The organism is Rhizobium leguminosarum bv. trifolii WSM2297 (genome assembly GCF_000271845.1).
This window is the reverse complement of the sequence record NZ_JH719395.1, coordinates 2,387,624-2,403,087: the sequence shown is the minus strand read 5'-3', so window position 1 is coordinate 2,403,087 and position 15,464 is coordinate 2,387,624. Positions and strand designations below refer to the sequence as shown.

The window sequence follows — 15,464 nt, the reverse complement described above, 5'->3', positions numbered from 1 at the left end:
TCTCTCAGTGGAACTGCGCTAGAAGCAGTGACGGTACTGATCTCGCCGACCGCCATGTGTGGGGCGTGGACGATGGCGCAAAGGGGAGCGTGCTGATCGCAGATTCCCGCTCCCACGAGCACGGCCCGCGCAGCCTGGTGTTCGTAGCTGCGAGCATAAGATGCAGCCGACGATCCGATGCCGTTGTGGCCATGCGAGGGAATGTCGTCCGCCTTAACGTTTCCCCGGCCATGCTTGAGCAGCAGGCGGACGTCGTGAACCGTTTGCCCGGCTGTCGCAAGTCTTCTCGGGCTACTGACCGGCTCGCCGAGGACAGACGCCCCCATGTGGTAGGCGGCCTGCTGGATCTGATATTGCTCGAGAGCCTCTCTTGGGGGCCATTGCAACCTCTCGGGAGGCGTGCCCAGGGAGACCGTCTGCGCTACATGTGGAGGCGATCCGGAGGATTTGGAGAAGCAAATTCCCATATCTTTTCACCTTTTCTGATCACCGAGGGTGAGGTACGCGAGAAGCCGCCTAACCGTCACGGCAAAATATTTGAGTGGCCGAATAAATTAGCAGTCGCCTGCTTGGCGGCTGCGTTGTAGCGTTGTTGGTCATCATATCTCACGTTGTTTTTGCAGCTACAGATTAGCATCGGACAGTGGCTCTGCTGAACCGATATTGGGTTACAGTTGTAATTCCAACGAGACATCTCTCCGATTTGAAGCGACAATCTGGATGAGGCAATACGCGTCTTAGTTTGTTTTGTCGCGCTGCACTCCGACACGTTTCGTGAGAGACCAATGCGCCCATTACCAAAGATTGTGATGAGGCATCAGTGTCCTTCAGCAATCTTGCCAAAGTATGCAGGGCTTGCGAGATCGACGTGCGGAACCGCCAGGCTGCGCCAACAACCACTCGCCCATCGGTCGAACATCCACCACGGGACTTCAAGAAAATCGATCAGAGGCAGCACAAGAAAAGCTGCAGCGGAAAAAAACGTATCCCCTTGGACAGCGCCTTATGGACGTGAACGATCCGCTCCGACCAGGGATGCCAGGGATACAGAAGCTCGCGAACCTTGGTCCCGTGGGTGTTCTGTCGTCGTGTTGTGCAACGAAGAACGGCTTCATGGTGCAATCGGTAATAAGCCGCCGATCTCGCTGACGAATTCCGGAGGCGCAACCAGCCCGCCTCCCTGAATGAAGGCGGAAAACTCTACCTTCCGTTGGTCCAACGTTTGGGAGCGGTTCAACATGATGGACGGACTCTAATCAGTTCTGGAGGAAATTCGCAGTGGCAGGGTCACACGTTCTGAAGCGCAGTCGCAGCGTGTTTAGAGCCCGGCGTTTCGGTCTCGCGGCTGGCGCTGGAGCACGGCGTCAATGCTTATCTCGTTCGGAAGTGGATGAAGAAGGCCAGAGAGGAGCGTTCTTTGCCTTTGGTCTCGGCGTTCGTTCCGGTTCAGATTGATCGGGATATGCACGTCGGATGGTCCGGGCTGCCATGCTACCCTGTGTTACAACATCATTTCAAAGCGATTTAACCCCTAACACTAATGCCAGCATTATTAGTTGCTTCAATTCTTTCTGGCGCGTAGCAGTTTTCCGCGCCGATTTCGCAAGGCATGCTCGACATTTTCGTTCCTTTGAGGTGCCGCCGCGATCTGACGGCAAATCGCCTGATGTGCGATCGATTCATGGGGTAGCGTGCCGTATTGGCATCGAACGATATATGGTGGACCGATGATACCAACAAGAACAACGCTCTTGAAGATAGCACTGAGTACGGTGTGTTCACTGGCGGTGGGTTTTTGTGCCGCTAGTATCTACTCAACGTTTGATTCCGGCTTTAGCGGCCGTGCTTTGATGACTTTCGATATATTCGCCTTTTGGTACCAGACGCCGTTTTTTCTTGGCTACACAACGCTAATCTTTTATCAAGGTTTGGCTATCATCATTGCAACGTCGGGAATCGTTCTGCTAGCGCAGCAGGTCTTATGCCGATCTGAGCACGACCATCACGGCACAGCGCGTTGGGCTCATGTGGGTGAGATGCGACGGGCTGGTTATTTCCAGCGGTACAACTGCATCAGTGGCCCAGTATTCGGAAAGACCGGCGGCCCATTCTGGTCTGACTACTATCTCACCAATGGCGCGCAGCCTCACAGTCTTATCGTTGCCCCTACCAGAGCGGGAAAAGGCGTGGGCGTTGTCATTCCAACGCTGCTCACGTTCAAAGGCTCAATTATAGCCCTAGATGTTAAGGGCGAGCTATTTGAGCTCACGTCCAGGGCGCGGAAAAATTCCGGAGACATCGTGTTTAAGTTTGCACCGCTAGACCCAGAACGGCGGACGTCTTGTTACAATCCGCTATTAGATATCGCGGCGTTACCGTCAGGTCGGCAGTTCACCGAAGCGCGTCGCCTGGCTGCAAATCTTATCACGGCGAAAGGTGAGGGGGCGGAGGGATTTATCAACGGCGCACGGGATTTATTTGTCGCTGGAATTCTTGCTTGTATCGAGCGCGGTACGCCGACCATTGGCGCTGTTTACGATCTCTTTGCTCAACCAGGTGAGAAATATCAGCTCTTTGGGCGTCTCGCGGAAGAGACTATGAGCAAGGAAGCTCAGCGGGTTTTCAACGATATGGCAGGCAACGATACAAAAATCCTCACCTCCTACACCTCTGTTTTGGGCGACGGCGGCCTCAATTTATGGGCGGACCCCTTGGTCAAAGCGGCGACGAGCCGGTCTGACTTTTCAATTTATGATCTTCGCCGTCGGCGGACCTGCCTTTATCTTTGCGTCAGCCCGAACGATCTAGAGGTTGTCGCACCACTTATGCGGCTCCTCTTCCAGCAGATCGTTTCTGTTTTGCAGCGATCCCTGCCGGACGATGGCGAGAAGCACGAGGTGCTGTTCCTTCTCGATGAATTCAAGCACCTCGGCAAACTCGAAACAATTGAGACAGCGATCACGACGATCGCTGGCTACAGGGGCCGTTTTATGTTCATAATCCAAAGCCTCTCAGCGCTGTCTGGAACTTACGACGAGGCCGGCAAGCAAAACTTCCTGAGCAATACGGGCGTGCAAGTCTTCATGGCAACTGCTGACGACGAGACACCCCTCTACATTTCGAAAGCAATTGGTGAATATACGTTTGTAGCGCGCTCCACCTCCTATAGCCAAGGTAAGCTGTTCGATCGCAATATTCAAAATTCGAACCAAGGTGCCCCTCTCTTGCGGCCTGAGCAGGTTCGGCTGCTAGATGACGATAACGAGATCGTTCTCATAAAGGGTCTCGCGCCATTGAAGCTGAGAAAAGTCCGGTATTACTCTGATCGCGCACTGAAGCGCATCTTCGAGAGCCAGAGGGGCCCCCTGCCGGAGCCTGCGGCCTTGGCGGAGGTAGAAGAAGACAAAGTCGCGCCGGACGCTGGATCGCCGCTTTAGACGAATGGGTCCTGCGAGCCACGGCCCCGGTCCTCGTAGAGATTACTGTTAAGAGACCGGTTGTCACCGTAATGGATTTCCACGTCAGCCTCGAACTTATAACCTGCCCCCCTTGCCGTTATGATTAGACAAGGGTTGGCGGGATCCGCCTCAAGCTTTCGACGCAGGCGCAAAACGAGAACATCAACGCTGCGATCATACACCTCTTCTCCACGCACTCGGCTCGCCGACAGAAGTTGCTCCCTCGTTAACACGTCACGTGGGTGTTCCAGAAAGGCAACCAAAAGATTGAATTCCCCAGAGGTAAGTTTGACCTCGCCGCTTTTTCTGGACATCAGCCGACGCTGTCTAAGGTTCAATGACCATCCTGAAAAATAAAAGGAACGCCGATCTTTTGCCCCTGGACTGATAGTCCGGCGCCGCATTGCCGCGCGGATGCGGGCTAAGAATTCAGGCATTCCAAAAGGCTTTGGAACGAAATCAGTTGCCCCGAGCTCCAGTGCCACCACTTTCTCCGCTTCCTCAAGGCGATCTCCGCTGATGACGATGATGGGAATTGCCCATTTTGTCGTGAGGTCACGTAGGATCTCCAAGCCGTCTTCACGACCCAGATTAAGATCAAGAACCACAAGATCGACCGGCTCACACGCCAGCACACGATTCAGCTGCCGGCTATTACTGACAGCGGTCGACCTAAAGGCGTGTAAACTGAGATATTCGACAATGAGATGCCGTATAGCAGCGTCCTTATCAACGACAAGAATGTGTTTCAACAGCTTACCTTTCAGTTCAGAATTGAGTTGGAGCCTCCGGGCGATCGTGTGGCATCAATCCCTTGGCGCGCAGGTAGCTCTCGGCACTTACGAGGCGACCCGGAGAAGTTCGCACTCTAGCTAGCGAGAGACGCTGACTGGCGATCTAGTGCAACCACAGTGCCCAGAGCACTCCTAGCAAATCGGTATGAGCGACGCGGTTTGTCTGAGGCGCGCCTCTCGGATACGGCGGATCTTGGTGCGTGTGGGTTGGAGCTTGAAGTTCCGTTCCGGTGCTTGTTCAATCGAAACGGGCTTGCTTTCCAGGCAAGCTTGAGCAGTGATTGACATGGACCAATGATGACATCCATGTCGAGAGGGGGGGTGCGGCAATTTCAACCGCTCTGAAGCATCGTACCTCCGTCATTCCCGCCGGGCTCCCTTTCCTAGTAGGTCACGTACATTTGTAAAATTGATAATATTGATAATCACCATCGAGAGAATGGATGCCAGCGGCCGTTGTTCTGGTCGAGACGTTAATGCTGCTTTAGAAGATCGGCCACTGTCTCACCGCGTGTGCGGGCTTCTGCCGCCAGCCATATTTCGCCAACTTCGTACACGTCACCGCTTGTCCGGAATGGCACTATAACGTCGATTGCCGCAGACAGCATATCGATTAACGTAAGGTCTTCCATTGAAGATCCTCGGGGGCTGCTCTTGACGAGCGAAAAGAGCTTCTTGAAGGCTTGGACAGGATTTGCTCCGTGAACAGTGGAAATCGATCCTGGATGGCCAGAAACGACTTCGCTCACATACGCCCAAGCCGCGTCATCCCGCATCTCGCCCAGCAATATTCGATCCGGCCTCATGCGTAGACTAGCCTGTAAAAGCTGCTCTGCAGTTACCGAACCTAAACCTGCTCCATCTTTCGAATAGAGCAGCCTGACATGATTCTCGTGCGGGATTACGAGTTCGAGTGTATCTTCAATAGTAATTAGCCTTTCTTCCCGTGGAATAGCGTTGATCAACGTCTTGCTCATCGTCGTTTTACCGCTTCCTGTGTGTCCGCAAAGCAGCATTGTCAGTCGCCCGGTCACGCATGCTTGAAGGAATTCTTTCAAGTCACCACGAGCGTAGTGCTTCAGAATTTCCGTATCTTCATGAGCACGGCGCTCGTTGCGCGACTGCCATTTATTCCAGCGTGATGCTTGATAGCGGGCTGAAACTTCCTCGAGTTCGGGAACACTAGGGGACGGGCGCCGAATTGTCAGACTGACAGTACCTGACGGCACCGCGGGAGGTAAACAGATCTGCAGTCGCTCTCCGCCCGGCAACTCGGTGGCGCAAAGTGGGCTCCGTGGTCCTACATCCTGCTTTCGCGACGCACCGGCCAATATCGCGATGTCTTCCAAGTCTTCGTATGAAAGAGGTGAAGGAAATTTGGTGAACACGCCGGCTTGGCGGACGAATGCCTCCCCAGGCCGATTGATCGCTACTTCTTCGGTCCTTGGATCCTCAAGCCATTTTAAAACGGGTTTGAGGAGGAAATACAATTGTGGTTGTGCTGCAGCTTGCACTGAAGTCTCCAGTCTTCATTTTCATTAATTTGTCGGAGCTCAGGTTATCGACTTCTCCTCTTCGGAGCAGTGGTCGCCTTGAGTTCGTATATTTCTGAGAAATCAAGATCGCGAGCGACAAAAATTGATACAGCATCCCCCTGGTCTTTTTTCAAAGTCGGCGGAATATTTACGGTCGCCTCAAGCGCAGTATCAACCGTTTGTCCACCGTTCCCTTGGATGTTGACTTTGGGCCCGCCTGAACTCTCACCGTACTGGCTGGCGGCCTGGAACGTACCCTGAACCACGCTCAAGAGCATTGCGCCTCCAAACCGTTGCCAGAAATGGTTGTCAACAATACCGGGCATACCGGAGCGGCCGAGTTCATCAGCGCCCGGTGACACGAGCGAAACGAGGGCATGATTCGGAGTTTCTGCGCGGTTCCAAATTACAAAGACTCGCGCATCCCCCTGCCGTAGACCACGCTGAATCTCACCGACAACAGTCGTACCGCGATCAAGAAGCACCACATTGTTCGTTGCCCCGCGAACGTCTTGGGGCAGCACGCACTTCACGTAACCTGGCAAATTTGTATTTATCGCTGTTTGTAAAACACAGGGAATAATTGTTCCTTGGGTAATCATGAAATCAGGGTGCGGCAGGAGCGTAGCTCGGCTTGGCTCCGCCACACCGGGTTTCATGCGAGTTGAAAGATCATTTTCTAGTGCAGCTTCGTCCAAATGCAACGATGTTCCATTCTGTTCCTCTTTTTGTGGATGGCTCGCCAATTGATCACCGCTATTATAGGCGAATATTGCTGATTGCGCGGCCTGCGGATCATCCACCTCTGAAGAACTGTCTGCTAGCGTGCGTGCTGACGGTTGAGCAACCTGTTCGGCTGGAGGATTGGGAACAACCTCAATCGGTACCGGGCGAAAAGGCTCGGCGTTAGTATCGACCGTTGCAAGAGGCAGAGGGGGGGCTTCCTTTTTCTTTGAAAATCCGATGGTCCAGATAATGGACAGAGATGAGGCCAGAATCATGATCGCTATCATCAACTTCTTCGATCCCGAAAGACTTCGACGAGCTGGCTCAGTAACAAGCGATCCTGACACATCTACGCCGTGCGCCGATTCTTCCTTGACGTCACTCATCGGCTGGCACCTTTCACGACACGCCACACATCGGCTCTGACCGTACCCGTGCCCGGATTTCTTCCAATGGGGTCATATGCGCTGTTGAAAATCCCTAATGCTGTATGGCCATCCCTCAACCGCCATTCACGGGCGACTGCCGAAACCGTGATGTAATCTCCTTTAATCGAAAAATTGGCAGCGGCTTCTTTGCCATCCGGATTGATGATATAGATGGAGGGAACGCGCATGTTCCCTGGAAACCGGAAAACCGTGGTGGCTCCGTCATCAAAGACTTCCAGCGGCGTTAGCGAGCGGTCGCCCTTCGCGACGTAGTGAAAATTGTTACTATCCTGATCGGCGACCTCAGCTGGTTGGCTCAATAAATCTTCAGCTTCTTGTTGAGCCTGCGCGGTCGCCCGCATCCGATTTAATAGTGATCGCTTTTCTATTTCCTTCCGCCGAGCAGCGGCGCCGTCTTCAGGATACACGAATTGTACGCTGTAGTAGAGGTCATGTTGTCCGGTATCAAGTCGATTCATAGTCCTCGTGGAAATACTGAATACATATCGCCGCGCACCAGCCTCACTCGTAGTAAGCACGATGACTGGCTGCGGGGAGAGAGCTTGACTGGCCTTAAAAAAGAGATAGTTGCTTCGCGGGAGCGCTGCCAGATCTTTACTGTTCGACACGGCGACCGCTGTTACCGTCTCGCCAGTTCCGAATGTGACAACGAGGGTTGCGCCGACAGCAGTTGACATACGAACCACTTGGTCGGGGTTGTAGACCAGATAGCGCATGCGCGGGTCCAGTTTGCCGGCAGTAGGAGTGTCTTCCGCACGAACGCCCATCGCAACGGAAATCAAGCAGACCAGCGTCAAAGCAGCTCTTGCTGTCATGGCTGCGTTCCTCCTGCGTTCGAGACGCTATCTTCCGAGGCCGTATAGGAGGTAACCACCAGCCCTGCTGGGTTAGTCAGCCTGGCTTGACGAGGTAAGCTTGTGACATTTTCATAGCGGATGGTTGCAGTCCAAGTGCTCACCACGGGCGTTTGACCATCCAAAATGAGAGTCCTTTTGTAACGAATCTGCTGTACCCCCTGGGCAATATCGTTTGATGAGATATGCTCGACATCAAGTCGACCTCGCTTGCCAATTGTGACCTGCGGCGAGGTCGGACTCGGGTAGTTGAAGTACTGCTGATATTCTTGGCGAACTGATGGTGCGCTGAAAGCTGATACGAGATCGTAAGCGTATTGAGCAGTATCCGCCGTATAGCCCTCTCGGAAGTGCACATACTGCCAAAGGGAGGCATTAATAACCGCTTGCTCTTGCGTGGCTGGCAGTCGAGATACCGACACTTCGCTGTCAACCGTCCCATCCGGTCTTACCCAAAGATACATGGGCACAAGCCTGATCAAGGGAAACATTGTGGCGATAGTAAACGCCTGCGCGATATTTCCAAAAACAGCAGCAGCCGCGATCACGACAAGAACTTTGGAAAGACGCTTTGCCGATCTCGCGCGGGAAGTTTGGAAGGCCTCTACCTCCTCATAATGCGCGGATAGGGTTTCCCGGCTCACTTGCAGACTATATTCGGGCGCCTTCATTTGGGCTCTCCCACACAATTGACGTCGAGATCTGATGTGGTGGGCTGCCACCGCTCCGTATTCAGCTGGAAAGCGGCGCCCTTGCAAGTCGCGAGTGTATCACTTGCGCTGCATGCGGCTAGAGTGAGGAGTAGAAACCAAGAACAATACTTCATGTCATTCGCCTGAATTTTTCGTGTTACTGCATCAACCGCGTGTGGTTTGGGCGAACCGGCGAGTGAGACTGCTAAGAGATTGACTTGTACTCGCCAAGGTGCCGCCTGCGATATTGCCGGCGATCATTGGAAGAGCGAGGATCAGGGCGTCACCGGCCAGAAAGAGCATATCAAGTTCATAAAGCCCAATGATCTTGGCTGCTGTCGTGCCCGCGAATTTGATTACGCCGAGCATCACTGTCAGAGCCGCGACTTCAGTTGCGACGACCAAAGTAGCCACGATATTCAGAAGAAGAAGTAACAGCCCGTAGGATAGTAGCTGTCCGACCCATTTGGAAGCCATGTCGCGGGTGTGATCAAAAAGATAACCTACAAGGACTAACGGACCAATTGCTATGAGTAGCTTGGATAGAATTCCACAGGCGTCGAAGATTTCAAATGTTACCCAAAGTGAACCGTAGAAAATCCACTGTGCGCCTTCAAAGGCGAGGATGTCTTGGCTGTTCATCGGTCCGATTTCGGCCGCAATGCTCAGGAAGACGGCCTGGCTCGTAACGAACATGAAGTCAAGCTTTTGCGGAATATCAATGAGTGGAATTTTACTGCCGCTGATTTGGTCAACGAAGCTCGGAATCGTATCATGAAAGAATGACACGACGAAGTCATGGTAGTTCGCCTGACCTAAGATAAGGGAGATCACGATTGACACCTTGATGATCTTCGTGATCCCACCGCGGGCATCTATTTCGCCCCGCATCACCAAGACACCTTGCACGATTATCCAAAGGGTGACACATGCCACCAGAGGCGCGTTCATTGCGTTCTGGATCTTCTGGAGCACAGAATTGAGTGCGTGTGTGAAGGCCTGATCAAAAACCAAATGTATAGCCGTAAACGGCGTAAGAATGCCGAAGTTCATCGCTCTAACCCCATCTGGTTCTTTTCACCGAAGGTCGGCCGAGTTTAAATATCTGCCAATGGATGTTACCTTTTTTTGACAAACCCAAACATGCGCGCCGTTTCATTCCGCTCTCGTCGCTGCGTTGCCGCCTCTTCTGCCGCTTGGAGGCTAGCCTGTGCAGTCGCCATCGTAAGCAGGCTCGTCGCCTCGCTGTTCTGGATGATTGCATCGTGGATCTGCTTGAGAAGCAGGCCATTCGTGACGGTCGCCTGCATAATGTTTCTTGAACCCGATAGCTGACCGAGCGTCTTGCTGTTTTCTGCAAGCCGTTTGCCCATCATGTCGAGATTTTCGGCCGCAATGTCCGCAGCATTGGCAGCGCGGGTAATCTGCTGATTCAGCAACACCGCTTCCGCGTCGGAACCTTGGACCTTGCGCTCACTAATGATCGCTCTCGCAGTGGTGCCATTTGGTACCTTCGGGTCACCAAACATTTTCTCGCTTAGCGCATTCCTCAAGGGGTACCGGTTTGGCTGGTTGAGCGAGCTCAACAAACCGGTGACGCCGAAAGACGACGAGAACACGGTCACCAGTTGGATGGTCTGTTCGAGTATCGCAGCTGACTTTTCAATTTGAATGATGGCCTCACCAATTGCCGCTATGTCAATGACAGGCATGCCCTGCGCGCGAGCTGGTCCCTGCAGCGCTAATAAAGTTGCGAGCGCCGTTGCTGTCAGTTGGACAATTTTCATCAAGGTTTCTCCTTCAATCCCGCGCTTCATGGTAACGAGCCATGAATTTATCGATCCACGCAGCGGGGGCTTCTCCGTATTTTTCGCGGAGCTGATCGGCGAAGCGCACCGTGTTAGCACGACCGGATAGTACGGCGACATATTCGCGCATATCGGCGAGGTCAAACTCGCAGACAACGCTCCCGCTCTCGCGCTTGAGCAAAAACTTACGGCTGCCGATTGCCATTTGCTCGCGAACAGCCTGAAATTCACCTTCAGTACACTTCAAGCCATCGATATAGGCTGACCGGTCGGCCGTGGGTGAAGGATAGAAAATCTTCGTCATGCATTGTGCAACAAGACTGGCTCCCACAGGCGATTCAAGAACGTGCTCTGGTTGTTGTGTTGCGAGTATCAACATGCCGTTGTTCTTGCGAACAGTAAGCAAGAACTTGTCGACGACCGCGGCGAATTGAGGATTTAGCAAATAAAACCGAAACTCATCGCAGCTCATGACAAAGCGACGACCATCCACGACCGAACCCACGCGGTGCAGTAGATATGCCGCTGCCGGGGCGCAGACCTCCTCGTACTCCAGGAGCTGCGTCATATCGAAGCCTGTAATGGTAGCGTCCAGTCTGACTTCGTCTGTCTCGCCATCAAAAGCCCAACCGAGTGCGCTTCCTCTACACCACCGTTCCAACCGGGCACCTGCTCCCTCTGCGGGGCTGTGCAAGAGGAATTCACGCAGCCCAGCAATTGACCGCATACCCGGCTCAAACGAAAGCTGCCGCGAGATGCCGCGGTCTAAGCGCCGAATTTCCTCCGGCGAAATTGCGCCACGGCCGTCGCTCTCAATCACAGCGACTATCCACTCTCGCAGAAAATCGCGCGACGCCGACGTATTTTCAAGGCCCCGCAGAGGCGCCAAACCACTGGGAACGCCCCTGCGAAGCGCAAGATATGTCCCTCCGGTGGCGCGTACCAACAGTTCGCCACCGCGATCCTTGTCAAAGAAAACAATCGCGCCGTTACGTTCCGCCATGCTCTGCTCGAGCATCGCAAGGATAAAGGCCATCAGCGTTGTTTTGCCTTTTCCGACCGGTCCGAATATTGCAGTCATTCCAACATCGTTTTCATGCGGGACATAGTCGAAAGGGGTGCCGCCGTTGGTTCGGAAGCGTGCAATTGCATTGCCCCAGTGACCCGAACTGTTGCCGCTGGGGAAATTCTCGAATGACACCAGGTCGGCGAAATTGCGGGAGGTGATTGCCCCGGGTCGCGTGCGCCACTTGATGTTCCCCGGAAGTTGAGACCAGTAAGCCGCCTCCATGCCAATACCCTCCTGGACGACGACGGCACCCGAATCCGCCAAACGAGTGCGGGCGGATGCGGCGCGGTCTGCTAGGCTATTGAGATCATCGGCATAGACGCAGAGGCTCAGATGGTGTGCCCCCATCACAAATTCGTTGCTCGCTAGTGCGTCCTCTGCTTCGGCGAGCTCGGCGATCTGGCTGACGGCCTTGTCACCAGAACTCGTCATCTGACTGGACTTAAGACTAAGTTTGGCGTGAGCCTGGGCACGCGTCAGAAACGAGAAACTCTGGCTTAAAACAAGTGGATAATTCGTAGACAGTAACGGAGAGAGCATGCCGGTTCTAGTCTTCGCTGGATATTCTCTAAACGAAAACAGGGAGCCGACGTAACTATCTGCGGGGGCGCGAATCTCCACCGCACGCTTACCGCAGATCACACGATCAGTATAAATTGATGCGCCGAGTGAACCGCTCACCATTGGAACTGCAGTCAAACGACACGTTAATATCAGCCGGAGCGCTTCCGCGATTTCGGAGAAGATCACGCCATCTTTCTCGCGAATACCAAGCCGGCGGAGACCGTAAGCATCGAGGGCGCCAGCAGTCATTTGCCACAGATCTTCCAAGTTGCGCGATTGGCTCTCGAGATCGTTTTCTTTGCCTTGGTAGCGCTTGAGAAACCGCCCCCTGAATTTACCGACCGAAGTGCACGGATATACGATCAAGGTGAGGAAGTGATCGTTGCGAAAGAGCTTTCCGAGCAGCACACGTTGCTCATAGGTTTCACTAAGCGCTCCCGCAAATTTGCTTTGGAACTGCCGTGCAGGGGGTGGAAGAACGTCATTGTGTCTCACGAGATGGGCACATATCGACACATTATCATCGGCAATGTTGCGTAAGAGCGTATTAAATGCTCGGCAGCGTGCATTTCTGATGGCCACGTCTTCCAGTTCAAAAGGCAAACCTCCGACATGTGCCATGGCCATCATTGAACCGTCTTCCAGAAGGACTACCTTGTCGCTGAGGTGGCCAACATACGGCAGATATATTTCACCGGACCTCTCGGTCTTGCCACTTGTGCCGAACATTAAACTATCCCCCTTCCGCGTCTTGGTACTTTGATCGGGTTGGGGCTGACGCTTGCCCCGCCCCAGATCGAACCATCGACGCTTCTGCCAGCGGTCTGCAGATAAAGCAGCGCTACGCTCGCGGCGTTATAATCGCGTTCAACAACGACCTTTGCTCCGAACCACAGTGGAACAAGAACAACTTCATAAAGAGGGTTCTGAACGATGACGATGATCAGGCCGCCTAACATCATGAGCAAGCCGGCTAAGTTAAGCGGCACGCCGAGAAACAACGCAGGGCGTGTCGCCGCCACGTAAAGAACACTCTCATCCAGTCGCTCGTTCATCCGCCTGCGCCAATGAGTGCTTTACCAAGAAAGCTGGCGCCGAACATGATAACGATGCCGCCGATGACGCCGGCAACGAGACCAAGCGAAGCACGACCAAACATCCACGATATGCCGATTGCAACGATACCGAGCACGGCCAGAGACTGACCGAATGGACCGAGGATGAACGCGCAGATATTATCCACCATCGCGGCGGGATTGGCCCCGCCCGTCACTTGTGCCATCGCTGGCGCAGAGCAGACGATACTCCAGGCTGCTCCTCCACCGACGGCTGGCGCGTAGGAACTTAGAGAACGCAACGTTTCACGCAGCTGAAGAGGAGAGGAGCGAAAACCTGCACGATTTTTAACGGATGACGTCATTGTTGTATCTCCTATTGGTTGACCCGATGTTTGTGATCGCTGTTAAATTCAAGGGAGCGCCCCTTTTTGAAGCTTTGGGAGACGCGCTGAGTCCTCTTGCGAATGCATTTGCTCATATGAACCCCATACGTCCCAAGTCTCATCGGGGTTCTGCTTTTCGTCGGCCGCTTGGGGTACTTCGACAAGCCGCGGCAGAATCTCTTGAGCGGCCGCCTCAACTTTCCGCACATAACCGTTTACAAACCCGGTTTGCAGATCACCGGTGTTGTAGGCGGAGATTGCCCTTCGGAGCGCAATTTGCTTCGCCACAGCGGTCTCACCTCCGGCATAGCGGCTTTCAAGCAGATACGCTGCAGCAGCAAGCGACTTGCAGGGCTGCAGGGCATTTTCAATCGTGAGGTTGAGAGCCGAGAAGTTGTTACTATTGATTTGCATAAGCCCGACATCAATGGAATGATGCGCATCTAGACGGTCACGGACACTGTGGCGTGCTTGCGTCTGATCATCCCAGTGAAGGGTCTCACCCGTAGTATTGTCATGTGCCGCAAGCGGATCAAAGCCGCTCTCGACCTTCGCAATAGCCGCTAACGTGGTCGAATCGACCGATGGTGCGCAATCGCGGGCAAGTCGATCAAATTCATGGAAGGATACTTGGGCGGCCTCGGTAGAAAGCAAACTCGAGGTCAAGAAGGCCATCGTCAGGGGCCAAGGTGCAGTGAACATTTCGTATCGCCTTACGGTCGCGGGTTGCCGAAAGAGTCGGCGCCAGTTGCCACTGGTGCTTATTGGTCATGTTCTGTTACGAAAGGATGTTTCAATTCTGCATTTTGATTTCATTTGAAGCGAAATGGCATGCTCAGAGTCGGACTCGAAAAGGCTTAACGATATCCGTATCTCGAGGCGTCTGGTGAGCATGCGGATGTGGGCGATGGTTATCCATGCTTCTGCTGAAGCGATGGATTTTTCGAAGTCCTTGGCCAGTCTTCTGCATCGGCCCATCCATGCGAAGGTCCGCTCAACAACCCAGCGTTGCGGCAGGATTTTGAAACCCTTCGCCTTGTCGGAACGCTTGATGATCTGTGAGCGTCCGGTGATCGGATTTTGGTTAGGTGCGGGATTGGCGCAAGTTACGACACAGATGATTCATTTGTGACGTAACAGGGTATGAATGGGCAAGGTTGAGATCCTGACGGGTGCCGAGCGACAACGTCGCTGGTCGATGGAACTGAAGCTTTCGATATTGCAAGAAGCGTTCAGCGCGGATGGCACCGTTTCGGATGTAGCGCGCCGGCACGACGTTCTTCCGCAGCAGATTTACGCCTGGCGAAAGAAGCTCTTGCCACCCGAATCTCCCCAGGCCGCATCGTTCATCCCGGTATCGCTTATCGGAGCGTCGGAGAGCGTGAGTGACGGTTCCAAGAGGAGCAGTGCTCGGTCGAGATGCAAAGACGTTGAGATCGTCCTAAGGAATGGCCGCTTACTGAGAATTGCAGCGGACATGGATCTCGAAGTGCTATCGTCACTGGTCGCTTGTGTGGAGGCGGCATGATCGGGCCTTCGGGGAATGTGCGGGTTTATCTGGCCTGCGGGGTGACCGACATGCGGCGTGGCATTGATGGACTGTCGGCGCTTGTCGAGACGGCTATCAAGGAGGTGCCGGGCTCCGGCGCAATCTTCGGCTTCCGCGGAAAACGCGCTGATCGGATCAAAACTTTTTATGGTGGGATGGCCAAGGGGTTTTTGCCTGTTTTTACAAAAATTTTTGGGAACGCGGATACTTTCCCTGGCCGACGGCGAAAGATGGGGTTGCGCATCTGACGCAAGCTCAGTTGTCGATGCTTGTTGAGGGGATCGATTGGCGCCGACCTGCGTGGACTTCTGCTCCCGGACGAACGGGTTAAAAGCTATATTTTGCAAGGACATCCGGGGCATAAAGCTGGCACTTCCGGCGCAAATCGGCTATGTATGCGGGTATGGAAACAACGCCGCTGGACAGTCATGACGAGCTATCTGCATTGCGCGCGCTCGTCGCTGAACAGGCGGCGAAACTTGAGAGCCAGGAAGCCGAAGTCATCAAGCGCGACTCCATTATCGG

General features: G+C 53.8%; 15 protein-coding genes and 3 pseudogenes. 5 read left to right on the top strand and 13 right to left on the bottom strand.

Going from position 1 to position 15,464, the window contains the following annotated elements; translation table 11 throughout:
- Positions 1–1,306: 1,306 nt before the first annotated feature.
- A pseudogene (locus tag RLEG4DRAFT_RS64490) lies at positions 1,307–1,453 on the top strand (transposase); the annotation flags it as partial.
- Positions 1,454–1,727: 274 nt separating this feature from the next.
- A complete protein-coding gene (gene virD4 / locus RLEG4DRAFT_RS27000) occupies positions 1,728–3,437 on the top strand; it encodes a type IV secretion system ATPase VirD4 (RefSeq protein ID WP_003581563.1) in 1,710 nt (569 codons plus the stop codon).
- On the opposite strand, the gene RLEG4DRAFT_RS26995 is transcribed toward virD4, so the two are convergent.
- The 13 genes and pseudogenes from RLEG4DRAFT_RS26995 to RLEG4DRAFT_RS39330 form a co-directional block, all read right to left on the bottom strand.
- A complete protein-coding gene (locus tag RLEG4DRAFT_RS26995; RefSeq protein WP_003581561.1) occupies positions 3,434–4,210 on the bottom strand; it encodes a winged helix-turn-helix domain-containing protein in 777 nt (258 codons plus the stop codon). The two genes, virD4 and RLEG4DRAFT_RS26995, sit on opposite strands and share 4 nt — an antisense overlap.
- A 515-nt stretch (positions 4,211–4,725) precedes the next feature.
- Complete coding sequence (gene virB11, locus RLEG4DRAFT_RS26990) at positions 4,726–5,766, bottom strand: P-type DNA transfer ATPase VirB11 (RefSeq protein ID WP_003581560.1); 1,041 nt, start codon at positions 5,764–5,766, stop codon at positions 4,726–4,728.
- Between the two features lie 44 nt (positions 5,767–5,810).
- A complete protein-coding gene (gene virB10, locus RLEG4DRAFT_RS26985; RefSeq protein ID WP_003581558.1) occupies positions 5,811–6,899 on the bottom strand; it encodes a type IV secretion system protein VirB10 in 1,089 nt (362 codons plus the stop codon).
- A complete protein-coding gene (locus tag RLEG4DRAFT_RS26980) occupies positions 6,896–7,777 on the bottom strand; it encodes a TrbG/VirB9 family P-type conjugative transfer protein (RefSeq protein WP_003581556.1) in 882 nt (293 codons plus the stop codon). Before RLEG4DRAFT_RS26980 ends, virB10 begins: the two co-directional genes overlap by 4 nt.
- The gene (locus tag RLEG4DRAFT_RS26975) at positions 7,774–8,487 is read right to left on the bottom strand and encodes a type IV secretion system protein VirB8 (protein WP_003581554.1); all 714 of its coding nucleotides are present in this window, start codon (positions 8,485–8,487) and stop codon (positions 7,774–7,776) included. The genes RLEG4DRAFT_RS26980 and RLEG4DRAFT_RS26975 overlap by 4 nt, the downstream gene beginning before the upstream one ends.
- Positions 8,484–8,642: a type IV secretion system lipoprotein VirB7 gene (locus tag RLEG4DRAFT_RS39335; RefSeq protein ID WP_003581552.1), complete on the bottom strand. Its 159-nt coding sequence runs from the start codon at positions 8,640–8,642 to the stop codon at positions 8,484–8,486. The genes RLEG4DRAFT_RS26975 and RLEG4DRAFT_RS39335 overlap by 4 nt, the downstream gene beginning before the upstream one ends.
- A gap of 31 nt (positions 8,643–8,673) precedes the next feature.
- A complete protein-coding gene (locus tag RLEG4DRAFT_RS26970) occupies positions 8,674–9,561 on the bottom strand; it encodes a type IV secretion system protein (RefSeq protein WP_003581549.1) in 888 nt (295 codons plus the stop codon).
- Between the two features lie 65 nt (positions 9,562–9,626).
- Positions 9,627–10,295, bottom strand: coding sequence for a hypothetical protein (locus RLEG4DRAFT_RS26965; protein ID WP_003581548.1), 669 nt, complete (start codon positions 10,293–10,295; stop codon positions 9,627–9,629).
- 13 nt (positions 10,296–10,308) lie between these two features.
- On the bottom strand, positions 10,309–12,678 hold the full coding sequence (locus RLEG4DRAFT_RS26960; RefSeq protein ID WP_003581547.1) for a VirB4 family type IV secretion/conjugal transfer ATPase: 2,370 nt from the start codon (positions 12,676–12,678) through the stop codon (positions 10,309–10,311).
- On the bottom strand, positions 12,678–13,004 hold the full coding sequence (locus tag RLEG4DRAFT_RS26955; protein WP_003568051.1) for a type IV secretion system protein VirB3: 327 nt from the start codon (positions 13,002–13,004) through the stop codon (positions 12,678–12,680). Before RLEG4DRAFT_RS26955 ends, RLEG4DRAFT_RS26960 begins: the two co-directional genes overlap by 1 nt.
- Positions 13,001–13,369, bottom strand: coding sequence for a pilin major subunit VirB2 (virB2, locus tag RLEG4DRAFT_RS26950; protein WP_003581545.1), 369 nt, complete (start codon positions 13,367–13,369; stop codon positions 13,001–13,003). The genes RLEG4DRAFT_RS26955 and virB2 overlap by 4 nt, the downstream gene beginning before the upstream one ends.
- Positions 13,370–13,417: 48 nt before the next feature.
- Positions 13,418–14,092: a type IV secretion system lytic transglycosylase VirB1 gene (locus tag RLEG4DRAFT_RS26945; protein WP_003581543.1), complete on the bottom strand. Its 675-nt coding sequence runs from the start codon at positions 14,090–14,092 to the stop codon at positions 13,418–13,420.
- A 155-nt stretch (positions 14,093–14,247) separates the two neighbouring features.
- Positions 14,248–14,449: pseudogene (locus tag RLEG4DRAFT_RS39330) on the bottom strand (transposase); the annotation flags it as partial.
- 88 nt (positions 14,450–14,537) lie between these two features.
- Between RLEG4DRAFT_RS39330 and tnpA the strand changes: the two are divergent.
- The 3 genes and pseudogenes from tnpA to RLEG4DRAFT_RS47265 all read left to right on the top strand — a co-directional run.
- Positions 14,538–14,918, top strand: coding sequence for an IS66-like element accessory protein TnpA (gene tnpA, locus RLEG4DRAFT_RS26935; RefSeq protein WP_003581542.1), 381 nt, complete (start codon positions 14,538–14,540; stop codon positions 14,916–14,918).
- Positions 14,915–15,187 carry an IS66 family insertion sequence element accessory protein TnpB gene (gene tnpB / locus RLEG4DRAFT_RS47270; RefSeq protein WP_003581540.1) on the top strand — a complete coding sequence of 91 codons (273 nt, stop codon included), beginning with the start codon at positions 14,915–14,917 and terminating at the stop codon, positions 15,185–15,187. The genes tnpA and tnpB overlap by 4 nt, the downstream gene beginning before the upstream one ends.
- A pseudogene (locus RLEG4DRAFT_RS47265) lies at positions 15,151–15,270 on the top strand (IS66 family insertion sequence element accessory protein TnpB); the annotation flags it as partial. The gene tnpB and the pseudogene RLEG4DRAFT_RS47265, both read left to right, overlap by 37 nt.
- Positions 15,271–15,464 lie beyond the last annotated feature (194 nt).